The 20,025-nt window shown below is 72.5% G+C and carries 18 protein-coding genes; 6 read left to right on the top strand and 12 right to left on the bottom strand.

The features are described from left to right. Positions 1-90 precede the first annotated feature (90 nt). The 6 genes from AB0G28_RS28760 to nadD form a co-directional block, all read right to left on the bottom strand. A complete protein-coding gene (locus tag AB0G28_RS28760) occupies positions 91-801 on the bottom strand; it encodes a ComEA family DNA-binding protein (protein WP_361095597.1) in 711 nt (236 codons plus the stop codon). Positions 802-966: 165 nt separating this feature from the next. Beyond that, positions 967-1,824, bottom strand: coding sequence for a DegV family protein (locus AB0G28_RS28755; protein ID WP_361095594.1), 858 nt, complete (start codon positions 1,822-1,824; stop codon positions 967-969). 4 nt (positions 1,825-1,828) lie between these two features. Next, entirely contained in the window at positions 1,829-2,557 is a 729-nt protein-coding gene (gene octT / locus AB0G28_RS28750) for a diglucosylglycerate octanoyltransferase (protein WP_361095591.1), read from the bottom strand. Positions 2,558-2,560: 3 nt separating this feature from the next. Further along, a complete protein-coding gene (locus AB0G28_RS28745) occupies positions 2,561-3,175 on the bottom strand; it encodes a histidine phosphatase family protein (protein ID WP_361095588.1) in 615 nt (204 codons plus the stop codon). Continuing rightward, positions 3,172-3,567, bottom strand: coding sequence for a ribosome silencing factor (gene rsfS / locus AB0G28_RS28740; protein ID WP_003067112.1), 396 nt, complete (start codon positions 3,565-3,567; stop codon positions 3,172-3,174). The genes AB0G28_RS28745 and rsfS overlap by 4 nt, the downstream gene beginning before the upstream one ends. 59 nt (positions 3,568-3,626) lie before the next feature. Beyond that, positions 3,627-4,220, bottom strand: a complete 594-nt coding sequence (gene nadD, locus AB0G28_RS28735; protein WP_361095585.1) for a nicotinate-nucleotide adenylyltransferase — start codon at positions 4,218-4,220, stop codon at positions 3,627-3,629. A 165-nt stretch (positions 4,221-4,385) separates the two neighbouring features. On the opposite strand from nadD, the gene AB0G28_RS28730 reads away from it, so the two are divergent. The 4 genes from AB0G28_RS28730 (at position 4,386) to AB0G28_RS28715 (ending at position 10,103) form a co-directional block, all read left to right on the top strand. Next, positions 4,386-6,497: a RecQ family ATP-dependent DNA helicase gene (locus tag AB0G28_RS28730; protein ID WP_361095582.1), complete on the top strand. Its 2,112-nt coding sequence runs from the start codon at positions 4,386-4,388 to the stop codon at positions 6,495-6,497. A 234-nt stretch (positions 6,498-6,731) separates the two neighbouring features. Beyond that, complete coding sequence (locus AB0G28_RS28725; RefSeq protein ID WP_361095579.1) at positions 6,732-8,018, top strand: MFS transporter; 1,287 nt, start codon at positions 6,732-6,734, stop codon at positions 8,016-8,018. A 69-nt stretch (positions 8,019-8,087) separates the two neighbouring features. Continuing rightward, positions 8,088-9,809, top strand: a complete 1,722-nt coding sequence (argS, locus tag AB0G28_RS28720; RefSeq protein ID WP_361095576.1) for an arginine--tRNA ligase — start codon at positions 8,088-8,090, stop codon at positions 9,807-9,809. Between the two features lie 9 nt (positions 9,810-9,818). After that, on the top strand, positions 9,819-10,103 hold the full coding sequence (locus tag AB0G28_RS28715; RefSeq protein WP_361095573.1) for an antibiotic biosynthesis monooxygenase family protein: 285 nt from the start codon (positions 9,819-9,821) through the stop codon (positions 10,101-10,103). On the opposite strand, the gene AB0G28_RS28710 is transcribed toward AB0G28_RS28715, so the two are convergent. Then, the gene (locus AB0G28_RS28710) at positions 10,073-10,672 is read right to left on the bottom strand and encodes a TetR/AcrR family transcriptional regulator (RefSeq protein ID WP_361095570.1); all 600 of its coding nucleotides are present in this window, start codon (positions 10,670-10,672) and stop codon (positions 10,073-10,075) included. The genes AB0G28_RS28715 and AB0G28_RS28710 overlap by 31 nt on opposite strands. A gap of 61 nt (positions 10,673-10,733) precedes the next feature. Here AB0G28_RS28710 and AB0G28_RS28705 point away from each other — a divergent pair, with 61 nt between their 5' ends. After that, the gene (locus AB0G28_RS28705; RefSeq protein WP_361095567.1) at positions 10,734-11,447 is read left to right on the top strand and encodes an SDR family oxidoreductase; all 714 of its coding nucleotides are present in this window, start codon (positions 10,734-10,736) and stop codon (positions 11,445-11,447) included. Between the two features lie 94 nt (positions 11,448-11,541). Here the strand turns inward: AB0G28_RS28705 and proB are convergent, their stop codons facing one another. The 5 genes from proB to AB0G28_RS28680 all read right to left on the bottom strand — a co-directional run bounded on the left by proB (position 11,542) and on the right by AB0G28_RS28680 (position 17,917). Further along, complete coding sequence (gene proB / locus AB0G28_RS28700) at positions 11,542-12,651, bottom strand: glutamate 5-kinase (protein ID WP_361095564.1); 1,110 nt, start codon at positions 12,649-12,651, stop codon at positions 11,542-11,544. Further along, positions 12,648-14,108, bottom strand: a complete 1,461-nt coding sequence (obgE, locus tag AB0G28_RS28695; RefSeq protein WP_361095561.1) for a GTPase ObgE — start codon at positions 14,106-14,108, stop codon at positions 12,648-12,650. The genes proB and obgE overlap by 4 nt, the downstream gene beginning before the upstream one ends. 103 nt (positions 14,109-14,211) lie before the next feature. Next, the gene (gene rpmA, locus AB0G28_RS28690; protein WP_361095558.1) at positions 14,212-14,469 is read right to left on the bottom strand and encodes a 50S ribosomal protein L27; all 258 of its coding nucleotides are present in this window, start codon (positions 14,467-14,469) and stop codon (positions 14,212-14,214) included. Positions 14,470-14,507: 38 nt separating this feature from the next. Continuing rightward, entirely contained in the window at positions 14,508-14,822 is a 315-nt protein-coding gene (rplU, locus tag AB0G28_RS28685; protein ID WP_086858022.1) for a 50S ribosomal protein L21, read from the bottom strand. A gap of 164 nt (positions 14,823-14,986) precedes the next feature. Next, positions 14,987-17,917: a translation initiation factor IF-2 N-terminal domain-containing protein gene (locus AB0G28_RS28680; RefSeq protein ID WP_361095555.1), complete on the bottom strand. Its 2,931-nt coding sequence runs from the start codon at positions 17,915-17,917 to the stop codon at positions 14,987-14,989. 670 nt (positions 17,918-18,587) lie between these two features. Here AB0G28_RS28680 and AB0G28_RS28675 point away from each other — a divergent pair. Next, positions 18,588-20,018 (top strand): S8 family serine peptidase, encoded by a 1,431-nt coding sequence (locus tag AB0G28_RS28675; RefSeq protein ID WP_361095606.1) that lies wholly within the window; start codon positions 18,588-18,590, stop codon positions 20,016-20,018. The last annotated feature ends 7 nt before the right edge of the window (positions 20,019-20,025 follow it).

Raw genomic sequence — 20,025 nt, 5'->3', positions numbered from 1 at the left:
GGGCAACCGCTACGACGAGACCGTTCACATTCGCAACCGTCAACGAGCCCTCAGCCCTCGAACTGCAGCCTGAGGTTGACAGAGGATGTCTCATCCGACGGTCACCTGCTCTCTCAGTCGCTCGAACTTGTTTTCGCCGATCCCGTCGACGTCCCGCAGCTGCTCGACCTTCGTGAAGCCGCCGTGGTCGGTGCGCCACTGGACGATCCGCTTGGCCATCACCTCGCCGACGCCGGGCAGCGTGTCCAGCTGGTCCGCGGACGCCGAGTTGAGGTCGACCTTGCCGCCCGGCGGCGCATCGGAAACCGCGGCGGGAACGGGGATCCCGACGGCGAGCTGCTCGCCGTCGGTCACCTTCCGGGCGAGGTTCAGCGCGCCGAGGTCCGCGCCGGGCTCGGGGCCGCCTGCCGCGCGCAGCACGTCCGCGACCCGGGCGCCCTGGGGCACGGTGACCAGGCCCGGTGACCGGACGCGGCCGACCACGCTGACGACGAGGCCGGTCTGGGGCGCCGCCCGCGCCTCCCCCGCCGGTTTCGCGCTGGGCAACGCGGGCGGCGGCTCGGCCACGGGACGGCCGCCGGCGAGCACGACCGCCCCGAGGACGATCACCACGACCGCCGCGAGGACGCCGGCGAACGCCCACCGGCGGCGGCCGGCACCGGCCGGTCCGCCCGGCAGCCAGCGCCGGACCAGCCGGCCGCCGGGGCCGACCGTGCTCGCATCGGGCGAGAGCTGGTCGGCCAGCCAGGCGAGCCGGTCGTTGACGGGAGGGCCCGGATCCCGGGCGGACTGCTCGAACACACGATCGACGTTAGGGCCCGCGGTGAGGCGTCCGACAGGGGTGCCGCCGCGTCTTGTGGACAACCGGGGTGTTGTGGACGGATTCGCCCGGGACGGCCCGGGACCGGCCGTTTCCGTCGTACCCGGGTGGCATGCTGGAGGGTTCGGCGCGCCACCCGGCGCCGGCTAGCGCCGGGGCGGGACCGCGCGCTGGACGACCACGCCGAGCACCCCGGGGCCGGTGTGCGCCCCGATCACCGCGCCCAGCTCGGAGACCACGCAGCCGGCCGAGCGCGGCACGGCTTCTTCGAGCCGGTTCGCGAGCTCGACCGCCCGCTCCGGCGAGGCGAGGTGGTGGACGGCGAGCTCGACGTCGTCGTCCTGAGCGGCCACCGCGGCCAGTTCGACCAGCCGTGCCATCGCCCGGTTCATGGTGCGGACCTTCTCCAGCGGCACGATCCGGCCGTCGAACATGTGCAGCACCGGTTTCACGGCCAGCGCCGTGCCGAGCAGCGCCGCCGCCGGGCCGATCCGGCCGCCCCGGCGCAGGTGGTCGAGGGTCTCCACGACGAACAGCGTCGACGAGCAGCCGGCCGCCGTCACCGCGGCGGCCTCGACGGCGGCCGCCGAAGCTCCGGCGGAGGCGGCCGAAGCGGCGTGCAAGGCGGCGAACCCGAGCCCCATCGCGGTGGTGCGCGAGTCGACCACGCGGACCCGGTCCGGTCCCACTTCCTGCGCCGCGAGCACCGCCGCTTCCCAGGTGCCCGACAGTTCGCGGGAAAGGTGCACCGACACGATCGCGTCCGCGCCGTCGGCGAACGCCGCTTGGAACTCCTTGACGAACTCGGTGGGCGTCGGCCGCGACGTCGTGACGATCTTGCGCTGCTTCATCGCCTCGGCGACCGCCGCCGGACCGGTCTCGACGCCGTCGAGGGACACCACGCCGTCGACCAGGACGTGCAGCGGCACCACCCGGACCGAGTGCCGTTCGGCGAAGCCCTCCGGCAGGTGGGCGGTGGAATCCGTGACTACGGCGACCGACACGCCGTCAGCCTACGTGGCCGGGGGCCAGCACCGGCGCCATCAACACGGACATCGCCTCGCCCACCGCGGCGTGCCCCGGCCAGCCCCAGTGCATGCCGTCCGGGTTGCCCGCGCCGCTGAGCACGTGCTCGCCGACGACGGCTTCGAGGTCCAGCAAGGGAACTCCGGCCCGCGTGCCCCAGGCCGCCATCGCGGCCGCCGCGGCCGGACGCGCGGTGTGCACGCCGCCGTAGGCCGCGGCGCGGTGCACGGACGGCAGCATGCCGAAGATCGGCAGCTCGGGCCGCAGGACGCGCAGCGCGCCCACGGCCGTGTCGAGGTACTGCACGGTGAGCTTGGCCGGCAGCACGGCGGGACGGCCGCGGAAGGCGACCGACAGCCGCGGCTGGGCGGCGAGGTAGGCCTTGCGCACCACCCGCCGCACCGGGTCGGGCCGCAGGTAGCGCAGGCCGGTGCGCAGGTAGGTCGGCAACGGCGAAGGCAGCGTGTCCATGCTGCCGACCGCCAGCACCACCGCGTCGACGTGGTGCAGATCGGCCCAGACGCGCGGATCGCCGGTCAGCGACCACCAGGCGTCGCGGGCGGTCCAGCCGATCCCGGCGACCAGGTCGGCGGTACCGCCGAGCGCGGCGGCCGCGATGTTGGGCCACAGCCGCGGCTCGTCCGCGGCGCAGGGTCCCTCGGGACCGTGAAAGCTCAGCGAATCGCCGAACACCAGCAGGCGTGGCCCCATCGGCTAGCCGTGCATCCCCGCGTTGTAGGCCTGCAGCCGCCACTTGCCGTCGCGGCGGCCCAGCTCGACCCAGTGGCAGTTCGCGATCCCGCCCAGCGACGGCCAGACCGCCACCGGCAGGTTCAGCAGCCGCGCGGTGAGGGCGACGATCAGCCCGCCGTGCGCGGCGAGCAGCACGGTCTCGCCCGCTTCGGAGTTGGCCTGCTGCAGGTCGGTGACCACTTCACTCGCCCGGTCGGCGACGTCGACGCGGCTTTCCCCGCCCGGCGGCGCCCAGGTCGCGTCGGTGCGCCAGCGGTCGCGTTCGCCCGGGTAGGCCTGGTCGACCTCCTCGCCGGTGCGCCCCTGCCAGTCGCCCAGGTGCGTCTCGCGCAGCCGCTTGTCGATCCGCAGCGGGACGCCGATGGCGTCGGTGAGCACGGTGGCGGTGTCGGTGGCGCGGCGCAGGTCGGAGGCGATGACGAGGTCCGGGGAGAAGCGGGCCAGCGCGGGCACCGCGAACCGGGCCTGGTTCCAGCCGCGCGGCGTCAGCGCCGAGTCGAGGTGCCCCTGCATCCGCCCCGCGGCGTTGTAGTCCGTCTCGCCGTGACGCCAGAGCACCAGCCGCCGCGGGCTCACGGGACGTCCGGGTCCTCGTCGGCGGGTGGCTCCTCGAGGCCGGCGACCTCGATGCGCGGGCAGTCCTTCCACAGCCGCTCCAGGCCGTAGAACGTGCGCTCCTCGACGTGCTGGACGTGCACGACGACGTCGACGTAGTCGAGCAGCACCCAGCGTCCTTCGCGGGCGCCTTCGCGGCGGACCGGCTTGTGGCCGCTCTCCCGCAGCTTCTCCTCGACGTTGTCGACGATGGCGCCGACCAGGCGCTCGTTGGAGGCGGAGGCGATGACGAAGGCGTCGGTGATGACGAGCTGCTCGGACACGTCCAGCACGACGACGTCGCTGGCCTTCTTGTCCGCCGCCGCGTGGGCGGCCGCTACGGCCAGCTCTCGTGCCTCGGACGTGGCTGCCACGGTGCTCCTTCACAGATCGGGTTCGCCCGAGAAGGGTACCCGCCGGGACCAGTGGCGCTTCAGTCGCTCTTCCCGTACAGGTCGTTCTTGGCGATGTAGCGGACGACGCCGTCGGGCACGAGGTACCAGACCGGCTCCCCGCGTTCGACCCGCTCGCGGCAGCCGGTCGACGAAATCGACATCGCCGTGACCTCGACCAGGCTCACCTTGCCGCTGGGCAGGTGGTGCGAGTTGAGCCGGTAGCCGGGCCGCGTGACGCCGATGAAGTGCGCGAGGTCGAACAACTCGTCGGCCTTGTGCCAGGTCAGGATCTGCTCCAGCGCGTCGGCGCCGGTGATGAAGAAGAGCTCGTCCTCGGGGTGCTCGGCGTGCAGGTCGCGCAGGGTGTCGACGGTGTAGGTCTGGCCGCCGCGGTCGATGTCGACGCGGCTGACCGAGAACACCGGGTTGGACGCGGTCGCGATCACCGTCATCAGGTAGCGGTGCTCGGCCTTGGTCACCTGGCGGCCGGTCTTCTGCCACGGCTGGCCGGTCGGGACGAAGATCACTTCGTCGAGCCCGAACCGGGACTGGACCTCGCTGGCCGCGACGAGGTGGCCGTGGTGCACGGGGTCGAACGTGCCGCCCATGACCCCGATCCGCCGTGGTGACATGACCGGAGAGCCTATACAGCGGGGCCGTGGGACGCCGGGTGCTGTTGGACACCCCCACCCGTAGCTGTGATTCAGGTCACATAACCACCCGTATTCGTCGCGAACGGTCCGTTCGTGACGCCGCCGATTCCCGGTCTGTCGGTGCCATGGGGTAGACGTGGGGACGTGGACACGACCAGCACCACCTCAGCCCTCCGCGACCGCGCCGAGACCCTCCTCCGGGCATTGGCCGGCGACTCGGCGAAGCTGCGCGAAGACCAGTGGACGGCCATCGAAGCCCTGGTCGCGCAGCGGCGTCGCGCGCTGGTCGTGCAACGCACCGGCTGGGGCAAGTCGGCGGTGTACTTCCTGGCCACGGCGTTGCTGCGCGAGCAGGGCAGCGGGCCGACGGTCATCGTCTCGCCGCTGCTGGCCCTGATGCGCAACCAGATCTCGGCGGCGGCCCGGGCCGGGATCCACGCGGCGACGATGAACTCGGCGAACCCGCAGGAGTGGGACCAGGTCCAGGCGGCCGTCGCGGCCGGCGAGGTCGACGTGCTGCTCGTCAGCCCCGAACGGCTGAACAACCCGGACTTCCGCGACAACGTGCTGCCGAAGCTGACCGCGAGCACCGGGCTGCTGGTGGTCGACGAGGCGCACTGCATCTCGGACTGGGGCCACGACTTCCGGCCCGACTACCGGCGGCTGCGCACCCTGCTGGGTGATCTTCCGGAAGGCGTGCCGGTCCTGGCCACCACCGCGACCGCGAACGACCGCGTGGTCACCGACGTCGCCGAGCAGCTGGGCCTCGGCTCCGGCGCGGACACGCTGGTCCTGCGCGGCAGCCTCGACCGGGAAAGCCTGCGGCTGTCGGTGTGCCGGCTGCCGACGTCGCAGGCGCGGCTGGCCTGGCTCGCCGAACACCTGGCCGAGCTGCCCGGTTCCGGGATCATCTACACCCTCACCGTCGCGGCGGCGCACGACGTCGCGTCCCTGCTGAAGGACCGCGGCTACCCGGTGGCGGCCTACACCGGCAAGACCGACCCGGCCGACCGGCAGGCGGCCGAGGACGACCTGCTCGAGAACCGCGTCAAGGCCCTGGTGGCGACGTCCGCGCTGGGCATGGGGTTCGACAAGCCGGACCTCGGGTTCGTCGTCCACCTCGGCGCACCGTCGTCGCCGATCGCCTACTACCAGCAGGTCGGCCGCGCGGGGCGTGGCGTGGAACGTGCCGAGGTCGTCCTGCTGCCCGGCGAGGAGGACAAGGCGATCTGGGCGTACTTCGGGTCGCTGGCCTTCCCCGACGAGCTGCGGGTCACCCAGGTGCTGAACACGCTCGCGTACGCCGACCGTCCACTCTCGACGGCCGCGCTCGAGCCGTCGGTCGAGCTTTCGCGGTCCCGCCTGGAAATGGTGCTCAAGGTGCTGGACGTCGACGGCGCGGTCCGGCGCGTGAAGGGCGGCTGGGAGAGCACGGGCGGGGACTGGCAGTACGACCGCGGGCGCTACCGGCGGGTCGCGGAGGCGCGTGACCGCGAGCAGGACGCGATGCTCGGGTACCTCGCGACCGAGGGCTGCCGGATGGAGTACCTGCGGCGTCAGCTCGACGACCCCGAGGCGGCGCCGTGCGGGCGCTGCGACAACTGCACGGGCCGGCACTGGGACACGTCGGTGGCCGACGAGGTCGTCGACGCGACGCGGGAACGCCTGCAGCGGCCGGGCGTGGAGGTCGCGCCGCGGAAGCAGTGGCCGACCGGGATGTCCTCTTTGGACGTTCCGGTGTCCGGCCGGATCTCCGCCGACGACCAGGCCGAGCCGGGCCAGGTACTGGGGCGGCTCACCGACGTCGGCTGGGGCAACCGGCTGCGGGAGCTCGTCGGTCCTCAAGCAGCCGACGCCGAGGTGCCCGACTCGGTGTTCAAGGCGTGCGTGCAGGTGCTCGCCGGGTGGCAGTGGGCCCAGCGGCCGGTGGCGGTGGTGGCGGTGCCGTCGTCGACGCGGCCACAGCTGGTGTACAGCCTGGCGACGCGGCTGGCCGAGATCGGCAGGCTGGACTTCCTCGGCGCACTCGACGCGGACGGGCCGCCGCCGCGCCAGGCGAACAGCGCCCAACGGCTGGCCGACCTGTGGCGGCGGCTGAGCATGCCGGCCGACCTCGCGGCGACGCTGCCGTCCGGGCCGGTCCTGCTGGTCGACGACGTCATCGACACCGGCTGGACCATGACGCTGGCCGCGCGTCTGCTGCGGCGGGCCGGGGCACCCGCGGTGCTGCCGTTCGCGTTGGCCAGTACGGCCTGACTTCGGCCGGCCGAGCGCCGGATCTCGGCCCTGTCGCGTGCTTGCGGACCGATCTCGCGTGATCGGAGGCGGATCTCGCGTGATTGGACCCGGGTCTCGCGTGCCTGGAGGGTCGGCTCGCGTACCTGGAGGGTCGGTTCGCCGGGAACGGCATTGGTGAGCGGTGGGGATCTTTCGCACTGCGAAGGAATGTGGCAAAGTCCCGTTGCACCTTCGGGTGACGTGGAGGCCGCCATGACCGAGTCCACCGTCCGGGCGTCGCAGCGCCACCGGCTGCCGGTGCGCAAGCTGTTCGCGGCGAGCGCGGGCAACGCGCTGGAGTGGTTCGACTGGACGATCTACGCGACGTTCAGCATCTACTTCGCCAGTGCGTTCTTCCCCGCCGGGAACGACACGCTCGCGCTGATCAACACCTTCGCCACGTACGCGCTGGCGTTCTTCTTCCGGCCGCTCGGCGGTGTCCTGCTCGGGCGCTTCGCCGACACCCGCGGCCGGAAGCCGGCCATGATCCTCACCATCCTGCTCATGGCCGGCGGGTCGGTGGCGATCGGCCTGCTGCCGACGTTCGCGCAGGTCGGCTGGCTCGCGCCGATCCTCCTGCTGCTCGCCCGCGTCGCGCAGGGGCTCTCGCTGGGCGGCGAGGTGTCGAACGCGTCGGCGTACCTGGGCGAGATCGCGCCGCCGGAGCGTCGCGGGCGGTACTCGGCGTTCTTCTACATCTCGACCGGCTCGGCGGTGCTCGTCGCGACCGTGCTCGGCTTCGTCCTGGCCCGGACGCTGGACAAGGCACAGCTTTCGTCGTGGGGCTGGCGCCTGCCGTTCCTGCTGGGCGGCGTCTTCGGCCTGATCGGGCTGTGGCTGCGCCGCAGCATCGCCGAAACCGAACTGTTCGAGCAGACGAAGACCAAGGCGCGGAAGATCGAACGGCCGTTGCTGACGACGCTGACCCACCACCCGAAGGCCGTCGGCAGGCTCGTCGGCTTCACGATGCTGTCGACCCTTTGCTACTACACGTTCTTCAGTGCCCTCACGTCCTTCGCGGTGAAGAACCGGCATGCCGGCGCCGACGCCGTCTTCCTCGCGCTTTCGGTCGGCACCCTGTTGTTCATCGCGCTGCAGTACCCGCTCGGGGCGTTGTCCGACCGGTTCGGGCGGAAGCCGCAGCTGCTGGTGTGGTCCGGGGCGACCGCGGTCGTCATCGTGCCGCTGTCCACTTTGATCGGACCCGCAGTCGGCGGCCTGCTCGTGGTGTTCTGCGTCGGGCTCGGGCTGTACACCGCGATGACGTCGATCGCGCCGGCCATCATGAGCGAGCTGTTCCCCACCGAACTGCGCGGGCTGGGCATCGGGGCCTGGTACAACCTGACCGTCGCGATCTTCGGCGGCACCGCCCCGCTGCTCATCACGCTGTTCGGGACCGTGTCCCAGACGCTCTACTTCTGGTACGTCGCCGCCGGCGCCGCGATCGCGTTCGCGGTGATCCTCACGCTCCCGGAGACCAAGGGCAGCGAGCTGCGGTAAACCCTTCGTCATCGGCCGGTCACGCTCGCTACGCTGCGCATTCCGTGACCGAGCCGAAGGAGGGACACCGTGCAGACCGCCGACGTTACCGAGGAGCTGGCGCGCCGCGTGGTGGCCGCCGCCGGCCGGGCGCTGGACGTCGAACTGACGCCGGACCAGGCGCTGATCCAGGCGTCGCCGCGCGAAGGCGTCGACTACCAGGGCAACCTCGCGATGAGCCTGGGCAAACGGCTCGGCCGCCCGCCGCGCGAGGTGGCCAGGCTGATCGCCGGGGCGCTGAAGCTCGACGGGATCGCCGATCCGCCCGAAATCGCCGGGCCGGGCTTTCTCAACTTCGTGCTGCGCACGGAATGGCTCGAAGCGCGTACCGGCGCGCTGCTCGGCGATCCGCGTCTCGGCGTGCCGGAAACCGCGGCGCCGCGGCGGGTCGCGCTCGACTACAGCAGCCCGAACGTGGCGAAAGAGATGCACGTCGGGCACCTGCGCTCGTCGGTGATCGGCGACGCGCTCGCCCGCCTGCTGCGGTTCGCCGGGCACGAAGTGCTGCCGCACAACCACCTCGGCGACTGGGGCACGCCGTTCGGGATGCTCATCGAGCACCTGCTCGACGTCCCCGCGGAGCAACGCGCGATCGCCGACCTCGACGCCTTCTACCGCGAAGCGCGCCGGAAGTTCGACAGCGACGAAGCGTTCGCGACGCGGGCACGCACCCGCGTCGTCAAGCTGCAGAGCGGCGACGAAGACACGCTCGCCGTGTGGCGGGAGCTCGTCGACGAGTCGACGCGGCACTTCGACGAGGTGTACGCGCTGCTCGGGATTTCCTTGACGGACAAGGACATCTACGGCGAAAGCTTCTACGACCCGTACCTCGCCGCGGTCGTCGAGGACCTGGAAAAGACCGGTCTCACCGAGGTCAGCGACGGCGCGGTCTGCGTGTTCCCCGAAGGGTTCCGCAACCGCGAAGGCGATCGGCTGCCCCTGATCGTCCGGAAGCGCGACGGCGGCTACGGGTACGCCGCCACGGATCTGGCGACGGTCCGGTACTGGACAGCCGAGCGCGGCGCCACCGACCTGCTCTACGTCGTGGGAACGCCGCAGGCGCAGCATTTCGCGATGCTGTTCGCGATCTGCCGGGAGGCCGGCTGGCTGACCGGGCACGCCGAGCACATCGGGTTCGGGACGGTGCTCGGCGCGGACGGCAAGACCATGCGGACCCGCGCCGGCGAGACGGTCAAGCTGGCCGACCTGCTCACCGAAGCCGTGACGCAGGCCGCGGCAGTCGTCGCCGAACGCAGTGAGCTGGACGCGGCGGGACAGGCGGAAGTCGCCCGCGCGGTGGGCATCGGCGCGGTCAAGTACGCGGACCTGTCCGGCGACCGGGAACGCGACTACGTCTTCGCGTGGGACCGGATGCTGGCCAAGGAGGGCAACACCTCGGTGTACCTCCAGTACGCGCACGCGCGGACTCAGTCGATCCTGCGCAAGGCAGGCGGGACGCCCGAAGGCACGCAAGTGATCCTCGAAACGCCGGTGGAGCGGGCACTCGCGTTGAAGCTGCTGAGGTTCGGCGAAGCGGTGAAGGCCGCGACGAACGGGTACGCGCCGCACAAGCTGTGTACGTACCTTTACGAGACCGCGGTCGCATTCTCACGGTTCTTCGAGCAATGCCCGGTCCTCAACGCGTCCGCACCGGAACTGCGCGCGTCGCGGCTGAGGCTGACCACGCTGACGGCGCGAACGCTCGTCCTGGGGCTCTCGCTGCTCGGCATCGAAGCGCCGGAACGGCTTTAGGGAGTTCGCATGATCATCGTGGCCGGCTGGCTCGAAGTGGCGCCCGAAACGCGGGACGCCTACCTCGCGGGCTGCGCGGAAGCCGTGCGGCTGGCGCGGGAAGCGCGTGGCTGCCTCGACTACGCGCTCGGCGCGGACCTGCTCGACCCCGGGCGGATCACGGTGTACGAGCGCTGGGAGTCCGACGAGGACCTGGACCGCTTCCGCGGCTCCGGGCCGTCGGACGAGCAGGCGGCGCAGATCCTCGGCGCCTCGGTGAGGCGCTACCGGATCTCGGCCGTCGAGGCGCCGTGACCGGCTAGCAACGTCACCAGTTCGCCGGCCAGGCCGCGGCCGACCGGTTCGCGCGTCGCGAGGAGCCGGTACCAGAGCGTGCCGAACACGACATCGATCACCGTGCCGGAGCCGACGCCCGCCGGGAGTTCGCCGCGCTCGCGGGCGCGCTCGACGATCCGGCCGAGCGCGTCCCGGCGGCGGAACAGGAAGTCTTCGCGGAACCGCTTGCCGAACTCCGGGTCGATCTGCGCCTGCGCCATGAGCGCCCGCAGCGTGTCCGCGACCGGGGACTTCTCGCCGAGTTCGAAGGTGTGGCCCAGGAACTGGGCGAGGTCGGCGCGGAACGATCCCTCGTCGGGAATCGGGATCTGCAGGTCCGCCTTCGTCGCCAGGGCGTCGAGCAAGACGTCGGCCTTCGACGGCCACCAGCGGTAGATCGTCTGCTTGCCGACGCCCGAGCGCGCCGCGATGCCTTCGATGGTCAGCGCGCCGTAGCCGGCTTCCGCGACCAGTTCGAGGGTGGCGGCGAGGATCGCCAGCCGGCTCTGTTCGCTGCGCTTGCGGCCGGGGCGGGACTGGTCGGTCATGGGATCCGATGGTAGCGTGAATTTCGAAACGAGACGTACCGGTTCGAAATGAGGAACAAGCATGAGCATCGCTCTCGTCGCCGGCGGCACCTCGGGCATCGGCCTGGCGACCGCGCGGCGGCTGCAGCGGCAGGGCTACGACGTCCACATCACCGGGCGCGGCAAGGAACGCCTCGACGACGTCGCGGCGAGCGACCCGCGGCTGACCGGGCACCAGGCCGACGGCGGCGACGCCGAGGCGATGGCCGCGCTGGCCGGATCACTCGGGACGGTCGACATCCTGGTGGTGAGCCTGTCGGGCGCCGAAGGCATGGGGCCGATCGGCTCGCTGGACCTCGCGATGCTGCGGCGGGCGTTCGACGCGAAGTTCTGGGCGCACCTGACGACGATCCAGGCCGTGCTGCCGCACTTGGCCGCGGACGGCTCGATCACGCTGCTCAGCGCGATCACCGCCCGGGCGGCGATGGCGGGCACGGCGGGGATCGGTGCCGTCAACGCGGCGGTCGAAGCGCTGGTCAAGCCGCTGGCCGTCGAGCTGGCGCCGCGGCGGGTCAACGCCGTCTCGCCGGGCGTGGTGGACACGGCCTGGTGGAGCGGGTTCCCGGAGGAGATGCGGGCAGGGTTCTTCGCGCAGACGGCGGCTTCGATCCCCGCCCGCCGGGTCGCGACGGCGGACGACATCGCCGAGGTGGTGACGCTGGCGGCGACCAACCGGAACCTGACCGGCACGGTCCTGGAAGCCGACGGCGGAGCCCGCCTGGTCTCGCTGGGTTAGGCCCGCGCGTGTGACGGAACGGGAATCACGTGTGATCGGAGGGGCATCACACGTGATTGAGGGGGCATCACTCGTGATGGGAGGGTCGACACGGTCAGCGGCGGAGGGGGACCAGGTCGTCGGCGTGGACCACCTCGCGGCGTTGCTCCTCCGGGAGTTCCGGGGTCGAGTGGCCGATCAGCTCCGGAAGCTCTGTCGCGTCGAAGGCGACCACTCCGCGGGCCACCGGGCGGTCCTTCGCGTCGACCAGGTCCACCACGTCGCCCGCCTGGAAGTCGCCCGAAACGCCCGTGATGCCGGCCGCCAGCAGGGAGCGGCGGCGGCGGACCACCGCCGTCACCGCGCCGTCGTCCAGGTGGAGCCTGCCCGTCGTGTCCGCCGCGTAGCCCAGCCAGAAGCGGCGGGCCGACAGGCGCGTGTCCGCCGGGGCGAACGCCGTTCCCGGGGAAGCCGACGTCAACGCCGCCGAGGCTTCCGAGGCCGCCGCCAGCAGCACCGGGATGCCCGCGCCCGCCGCCGTGCGCGCCGCCGCCAGCTTCGAGACCATGCCGCCCGTGCCCAGGCCCGAGCTGGACATGCCGACCGAGATACCGTCCACATCGGACTCGGACAGGACCTCGGTCAGTTTGCGGGTGGCGCCGTTGCGCGGGTCGCCGTCGTAGAGACCGTCCACATCGGACAGCAGGACCAGCGCGTCGGCGCCGATCAGGTGGGCCACCAGCGCCGCCAGGCGGTCGTTGTCGCCGAAGCGGATTTCCTCGGTGGCCACCGTGTCGTTCTCGTTCACCACCGGGACCGCGCCCAGCGCCAGCAGCCGCGAGAACGTCCGCTGCGCGTTGCGGTAGTGCGACCGGCGGACGACGTCGTCGGAGGTCAGCAGCACCTGGCCGACCGTCAGCGAGTACCGCCCGAACGACTCGGCGTACGCGTGCGCCAGCGCCAGCTGGCCGACGCTCGCCGCCGCCTGCTGCGTCGCGAGGTCACGCGGACGCTTGCCCAGCGAAAGCGGGGCCAGGCCCGCGCCGATCGCGCCCGAGGACACCAGCACGATCTGGGTGTCGCGGACGACGCGCTCGGCGATCGCGTCCACCAGCGCGTCCAGCCGGGCGACGTCGAGCCCGCTGCCCGCGGTGGTCAGTGCCGACGAGCCGACCTTGACCACCAGCCGCCGCGCGGCGGCGATGGCTTCGCGTGTGCCGCTCACTCGTCGACGTCCAGGTCGTCGTCCTCGAACTCGCCCGTGCCTTCGCGCCGGATCCGGCGGGCTTCCTTGCGCTCGGACGCGCCGACGCGGTCGGTGCGCTCCAGCCGGACGTCCGTGCCGCGCCCGGACAGGTGGACCGCGACCGAAGGCGTCGACGGCTCCCACTCGAACTGGACGTCGCCGATCGTGACCGGGCTGCCGGGCCGCGCCCCGAGCTTCGCCAGCTCGTCCTCGACGCCGAGGCGGTTGAGCCGGTCGGCGAGGTAGCCGACGGCTTCGTCGTTGCCGAAGTCGGTTTGGCGGATCCAGCGCTCCGGGCGTGCGCCGCGCACGATGAACGCGCCCTCTTCCTCGGGGTCGACCTCGACGGTGAACCCGGAGTCGTCGACCGCGAGGGGCCGCAGCACGATCTTCTCCGGCTCCAGCACCGGCTGCGCTTCGCGGTACTTCTCCACGATCGCGGCCAACGCGAACGTCAGCTCCCGCAAACCCTTGCGCGAGGCCGTCGAAACCTCGAACACCTGCAGGCCGCGAGCCTCGAAGTCGGGCCGGACGAACTCGGCGAGCTCGGCCGCCTCCGGGACGTCGATCTTGTTGAGGACGACGACCCGCGGCCGCTCCTCGAGCTTCCCGCCGAGGCTCGGCGTGTACTTCGCGAGCTCGGCCTCCAGCGCGTCCACATCGGACAACGGGTCGCGGCCGGGGTCGAGCGTCGCGCAGTCGACGACGTGCACCAGCACCGCGCAGCGCTCGATGTGGCGGAGGAAGTCGAGGCCGAGGCCCTTGCCCTCGGACGCGCCGGGGATGAGGCCGGGCACGTCGGCCATCGTGAACACCGTGTCGCCGCCGGTGATGACGCCGAGGTTCGGCACCAGCGTCGTGAACGGGTAGTCGGCGATCTTCGGCTTGGCCGCGGACAGCACCGAGATCAGCGACGACTTGCCGGCGGACGGGAACCCGAGCAGGCCGACGTCGGCGACCGAGCGCAGCTCCAGCGTCAGGTTCCGGGTCTCGCCCGGCTCGCCGAGCAGCGCGAACCCGGGCGCCTTGCGGGCCTTCGACGCGAGCGCCGCGTTGCCGAGCCCGCCGCGGCCGCCCTGGGCGGCGACGAACGTGGTGCCCGGGCCGATCAGGTCGGCGACCAGCTCGCCGTCCTCGGTGAACACGACGGTGCCCGACGGCACCTTCATCGTCAGCGTCTCCCCCGCCGCGCCCGCGCGGTTGCCGCCCTGGCCCATCTTGCCGTTGCCGGCCTTGGCGTGCGGGCGGAAGTGGAAGTCGAGCAGGGTGTGCACGTTCGGGTCGACGACCAGCAGGACGTCGCCACCGTTGCCGCCGTTGCCGCCGTCCGGGCCGCCGAGGGGCTTGAACTTCTCGCGGTGCACCGAGGCGCAGCCGTTGCCCCCGTCACCGGCGGTCAGGTGGATGACCGCGCGGTCCACGAACCGGGACGCCATGACTTGCCTCTTTCACTCGGAGAAGGGGATACACAAAACAAACGAGGGGTGGCACCGGATATTCCGGCCCCACCCCTCGTCAGAGGTCTAGACAGAAGCCGAATCAGGCTTCCACTGGCACGATGTTGACCGTCTTGCGGCCACGCTTCTCGCCGAACTGGACCGCGCCGGCGGCCAGGGCGAACAGCGTGTCGTCGCCGCCACGGCCGACGTTCACGCCGGGGTGGAACTTGGTGCCGCGCTGGCGGATCAGGATCTCGCCCGCGTTGACTTCCTGGCCGCCGTAGCGCTTGACGCCGAGGCGCTGCGCGTTCGAGTCACGACCGTTGCGGGAGCTGGACGCACCCTTCTTGTGAGCCATAGCTCAGTCCTCTTTCTTGCTGAAGATCCGGAGAAGAACTACTTGGAGATGGCGGTGACCTCGACGCGGGTCAGCTTCTGCCGGTGACCCTGGCGCTTGTGGTAGCCCGTCTTGTTCTTGAACTTGTGGATCCGGATCTTCGGACCCTTGGTCTGCTCGACGACCTTGCCGGTGACCGAGACCTTCGCCAACGCGTCGGCGTCCGTGGTGACCTCGCCACCGTCCACGAACAGCACGGCGGGGAGGATGTGCTCGGTGCCCGGCTCGCCCTCGAGCTTCTCGACCTCGACGACGTCGCCGACGGCCACCTTGTACTGCTTGCCGCCGGTCTTGACGATCGCGTACGCCGACACGGAAGTCTCCTGCATTACTCGACAATGGGTGGGGGCTTGCGCAACCGGCCCACCTGAGGAAAAGGCGGTCCTGGACTCGCGCAGGCGACCTGCTCTGGTGGCAGGCCGTACTACAGGTTACGTGGGGTGCCCCGGTGCGTTACCACCGGGGTCCCCCTAGTCGTTCACTGACTCTGGTCCGAGGCGTGCACCGGCGGGCCCGCCGGCCGCGACGCCGCCCGGCGCGGCCGGCGCCGGGTGGAGCGCACGGCCGGTTCGGGCACGCTGACCTCGGGTTCGGCGACCGGCTGGGCCGGCTCCGAAGACTCGTTGACCGGCTCTTCCGCCGGCTCCGGAGCCGGCGACGCCTCGACCTCGGGCTCCTCTTCCTGTGGCACCGGCGCCTCGTCCGCTTCGGTGGTCACCGGGGTGCCGGCGACCTCCTGGGCGGGCTCGGCGGGCGGCTCGGCCGCCACCGGCGCCTCGTCCGCCTCCGTGGTCGCCGGGACGTCCCCGACCTCCCTGGCCGGCTCCGGGACGTGCCCGTTGCCGTTCAGGGCGCCGTGGTCGTGCTCCTTGGCGGCCTTCGAGGCGTTCGCCATCGCCGCCACCGCGGACGCGATCGACTCGCGCTTCTCGGGCGGCGGGACCGCGTGGACCTCGGCCTTCGCGGCGCCCTCGGATTCCGCCTTGGCGCCTTCGTCGCCCTTGCCGCGGCCGCGCGACCGGCGGGAGCTCTTCTCCCCGCCACCGCCACCGCCGCCGTTGCCGCCGTTGCCGTTGGACGGCGAGCCGCCGCCGTTCGTGCGCTGCACCTCGGTCGAGACGAGCACGCCCCGGCCCTTGCAGTGCTCGCACGGCGTCGAGAACGCCTCCAGCAGGCCCGTGCCGATCTTCTTGCGGGTCATCTGGACCAGGCCGAGCGAGGTGACCTCGGCCACCTGGTGGCGCGTGCGGTCGCGGCCGAGGCACTCGGTGAGGCGGCGCAGCACCAGCTCGCGGTTGGACTCGAGCACCATGTCGATGAAGTCGATGACGATGATGCCGCCGATGTCCCGCAGCCGGAGCTGGCGGACGATCTCCTCCGCCGACTCCAGGTTGTTGCGGGTCACCGTCTCCTCGAGGTTGCCACCCGATCCGGTGAACTTGCCGGTGTTGACGTCGATCACCGTCATCGCCTCGGTGCGGTCGATGACCAGGTACCCGCCGCTCGGCAGCCAGACCTTGCGGTCGAGGGCCTTGGTGATCTGCTCGTCGATCCGGTGGTCGGCGAACGCGTTGCCGGTGCCGGTGTAGCGCTTGAGCCGCTCGGTGAGGTCCGGCGCGACGTGCCGGACGTAGGCGTGGATGGTCTCCCACGCCTTCTCGCCCTGCACCTCGAGCTTCGCGAAGTCCTCGGTGAACAGGTCGCGCACGACCTTGACCAGCAGGTCCGGCTCTTCGTAGAGCATGGTCGGGGCGCCGCCCTTGCGGTTCGACCCGGCCTCGGCCTTCTCCTTGATGACGTCCCACTGGGCCTTCAGCCGGTCGACGTCCCGGCCCAGCTCCTCCTCGCTGATGCCCTCGGAGGCGGTGCGGATGATCACACCCGCGTCCTCCGGGACGATCCGCTTGAGGATGTCCTTGAGCCGGCGGCGCTCGTTCTCCGGCAGCTTGCGGGAGATGCCGGTGGCACCGCCCGCGGGCACGTAGACGAGGAAGCGGCCGGGCAGCGAGATCTGCGTGGTCAGCCGGGCGCCCTTGTGGCCGACCGGGTCCTTGGTCACCTGGACCAGCACCGAGTCGCCGGTGGACAGCGCCTGCTCGATCTTGCGGGCCTTGCCCTCCAGGCCGGCGGCGTCCCAGTCGACCTCGCCGGCGTACAGCACGGCGTTGCGGCCGCGGCCGATGTCGATGAAGGCGGCTTCCATGCTCGGCAGCACGTTCTGGACGCGGCCGAGGTAGACGTTGCCGACGATCGAGCCGGAGCCCGACTGCGTGACGAAGTGCTCGACGAGGACGCCGTCCTCGAGCACCGCGATCTGGGTGGAGTCGCCGTGCTCGGCGACGACCATCGTGCGCTCGACCGACTCGCGCCGGGCCAGGAACTCGGCCTCGGACAGGATCGGGGCGCGGCGGCGGCCCGCCTCGCGGCCGTCACGGCGGCGCTGGCGCTTGGCTTCCAGGCGGGTCGAGCCGCGGACGCTGCGCACCTCGTCGCGCGCCGGGCGCTCGGCGGCCTCGGTCTTGGCCTGGCGGACGTGCGTGACCGTGTTCGGCGGGTCGTCGGTGCCCGTGGCCTCGGCGTCTTCGCCGTCCGAGCCCTTGCGGCGACGGCGACGGCGACGGCGACGGCTGCCGCCCTCCCCTTCACCTTCGTCGGCGTCCGCGTCGGTCTCGGACGCGGCTTCCTCGGCCTCTTCGGTGTCCGCTTCGGGCTTTTCGTCCCCGTTGCGGCCCTTGCGCCGCGGCTCCTCGGCCTGGTCGTCCTCGTTCTCGGTGGTCTCGTCGCCACCCTCGGCGCCCTTGCCCCGGCCACGGCCGCGACGGCCCCGGCGGCGACGGCGGCGGCTGCCACCGTCCTCGCCCTCTTCGTCGGCGCCGGTGTCGGCCGCCGTGGTGTCCTCGGTTTCTTCCTCGGCGGCCTCGGGCTCCGGGCGCGGTTCCGGCTCCGCGAACGGGTCGGCCGGCTTGCGGGCCGGCTTGGCCGCGGGCTCCGGCGGCTCCGGGGGCAGGAAGACCGGCGACGGCGCGGCGAACACCGGCAGGTGCGCACGGGTCTTCTGCCGCGGGCGCGGCTTCTCGGCCTCGGCGACCGGGATCTCGGGCACCGGCGGCAGCCCGGCCGGCGCCGCCTGCTCCGGAGCCTGGGCGGCCTCGCCGGCCTGGCCGCCGGTCTCGGCCGGCGCGAGCGCCTCGGCCACCTTGAGCGCCACTTCCCTGGTCACGCTCGACTGCGCGCTCCGGACGCTTTCGCCCAGCTCGGCCAGCTTCGCGAGGACGTCCCGGCTGTGCGATTCGAGCAGCTTGGCCAGCGCGTGCACCCGGATCCGGGCGGGCAGGTCGGCCAGCGGGCCGGTCGTGGGTGTGGCGGGATTCCCGCCGGCGTGCTCGGCGGGTGTTTCCGCGTTCGACATATGTCTCCTCCGCCCCCGGGCGCGTCTGCCGGTGTTCACCGGCAGGGACGCGGCCGCGCAGGGGCCCCTTTCTGTTCGTTCCGCCGTGGTGGTCACCAGCGGCGGGAATCCTTGCCCGACGACCGGGCGCCGCGCACCACCGGTTCCGGCGGGGCGCAACCCGGTCAAAGGTCTGCTCGGCGGCGTGCATAAGGCACTCGCGGCCCCCGGACCGCCCGCCACGTCGTCCAGCCGCCCGGTTCGCGGGCGGCGACGCGCGTCGCGGAAGATCATGCACATCACCGGGCCACAACGCCGCAGGCAGCACCTCTCACGTGCGCCCCGCGGCCCGGTGGCCTCCCCGAGTATCCCACACCGGGTGACTGCTCGGGTGTACTCGGTACCTCCGCCCACGCCGCCGGGCGCGCCGTGGGAGTCCCCGCCTGGCCATTCGCGGCCCGCGAAACCACGCGGCCCCCGGTGACCGGCGACCAGGGGCCGAGCCGGGCAGCTCGCCCGGCGAGCGGACCCGCGTTTCCGGGGTCCGGGCGCCCGGCTTCGCCGGAACCCTGCCGGGGGAACTTGGCCACAGCGCTTGTCCACCGGGCACGGGGTGGCTACCGTGCGGCTCGGGGTGACCGGGATCTCGCGCGCCGGGCACCCGCGGTCCCTGCATCCGGTGGGAGGTCCGGTGTCCCTGCTGGCGCGGCCCCTGCGGGCGGCCGTGTGCACCGTCCTGGCGTTTTCGGGCTGCGTCACCGCCGGTCCGGCGGTGGCCGCCGAACCCGGCTGCGGCCACGGCCGGTCCCTGCGCTACGTCGTCACCTTCGACCGCGGCACCGACGAGGACGAAGCCCGCGCGCGGATCGCCGGGGCGTGCGGGACCACCACCGTCTACTACCCGCAGATCGCCGTCGCCGTCGCCACCTCCGGCGACGCGGGCTTCGGCGCGCGGATCGGGCTCGACCGGGCGTTCAGCGCCCAGGCCGAGCGGCTGGCCGCGCAGCGCGCGACGGACTCGGCCAAGCCCCAGCCGGCCCGGGCCGCGGTTCCCCGGACCGATCCCGCGAAGGTGCCGTCCGCGGACCTGAGCGCGCGGCAGTGGGACATGCGGATGATCAACGCCGGCCGGGCGCGCGGGGCCGCGGACGGCAGCCGCGACGTCGTCGTCGGCGTCCTCGACTCCGGGATCGACCCGGACCACCCGGACCTCGCCGAAGCCCTCGACGCGGGCGACTCCGCCGGCTGCCTGACCGGCGCCCCCGACCGCTCGCCGTCCGCCTGGGCGCCGACGACGTCGGTGCACGGCACGCACGTCGCGGGGATCATCGCGGCGGCCGACGACGGGCGCGGCGTGACAGGGGTGGCTCCCGGGGTGCGGGTGGCGTCGGTGAAGGTCATCGACGACCGCGGCTACGCCGATCCCGAAGCCGCGGTCTGCGGGCTGATGTGGGCGGCCGCACGGCACATGCGGCTGACGAACAGCAGCTACTTCGTCAACCCGTGGACGCTGTCGTGCATCCGCGGCGACGACCGCGGGGTCGTGCACGAGGCGCTGGCGCGCGCGGTCGAGTACAGCACTTCGGCGGGCACGCTGAACGTCGCGGCAGCGACCAACGAGGCCGTCGACCTGCAGCCGTCGGCGCGCTCCGGCACGCCCGGAGCGGGCTCCGGCTGCGAAGCCCTGCCGGCCGGGCTGCGGGACGTCGTCGCGGTGTCCGCCGTCGGCGCCGACGGGGTGAAGGCGGGCTACAGCTCCTACGGGCTCGGCGTGATCGACGTCACGGCGCCGGGCGGGGAAACCGGCGAGTGCGTGCTCTCGACGGTGCCGGGCGGGTATGCGCCGCTGTGCGGCACGTCGATGGCCGCGCCGCACGTCACCGGGGTGCTCGCGCTGCTGGCCTCCGCCGCCCCGGACGCCCGGCCGCGGCAGCTGCGCCGGACGCTCGAAGCGCAGGCGATGCCGATGCCGTGCCCGGCCGACTACGACCTCACCGGCGACGGGACCCAGGACGCCTACTGCGCGGGGTACGAGGGGTTCAACGGCTTCTACGGGCACGGCATGGTGGACGCGCTCGCCGCCGCCGCGCCGCGGGGCGGGCGGCCCGACCCGGCCCGGTGACCGCCGC

Origin of the sequence: Amycolatopsis sp. NPDC021455 (assembly GCF_040640995.1) — a bacterium.
Taxonomy (GTDB): domain Bacteria; phylum Actinomycetota; class Actinomycetes; order Mycobacteriales; family Pseudonocardiaceae; genus Amycolatopsis.
This window is presented reverse-complemented; position numbering and strand designations above follow the sequence as displayed.

Excerpts from the sequence above, each read along its gene's own strand:
- octT (WP_361095591.1), bottom strand. The coding sequence starts at position 2,557 with ATGGGGCCACGCCTGCTGGTGTTCGGCGATTCGCTGAGCTTTCACGGT.
- nadD (WP_361095585.1), bottom strand. The coding sequence starts at position 4,220 with ATGTCACCACGGCGGATCGGGGTCATGGGCGGCACGTTCGACCCCGTG.
- AB0G28_RS28725 (WP_361095579.1), top strand. The coding sequence starts at position 6,732 with ATGACCGAGTCCACCGTCCGGGCGTCGCAGCGCCACCGGCTGCCGGTG.
- AB0G28_RS28715 (WP_361095573.1), top strand. The coding sequence starts at position 9,819 with ATGATCATCGTGGCCGGCTGGCTCGAAGTGGCGCCCGAAACGCGGGAC.
- AB0G28_RS28710 (WP_361095570.1), bottom strand. The coding sequence starts at position 10,672 with ATGACCGACCAGTCCCGCCCCGGCCGCAAGCGCAGCGAACAGAGCCGG.
- AB0G28_RS28705 (WP_361095567.1), top strand. The coding sequence starts at position 10,734 with ATGAGCATCGCTCTCGTCGCCGGCGGCACCTCGGGCATCGGCCTGGCG.
- obgE (WP_361095561.1), bottom strand. The coding sequence starts at position 14,108 with ATGGCGTCCCGGTTCGTGGACCGCGCGGTCATCCACCTGACCGCCGGT.
- rpmA (WP_361095558.1), bottom strand. The coding sequence starts at position 14,469 with ATGGCTCACAAGAAGGGTGCGTCCAGCTCCCGCAACGGTCGTGACTCG.
- AB0G28_RS28680 (WP_361095555.1), bottom strand. The coding sequence starts at position 17,917 with ATGTCGAACGCGGAAACACCCGCCGAGCACGCCGGCGGGAATCCCGCC.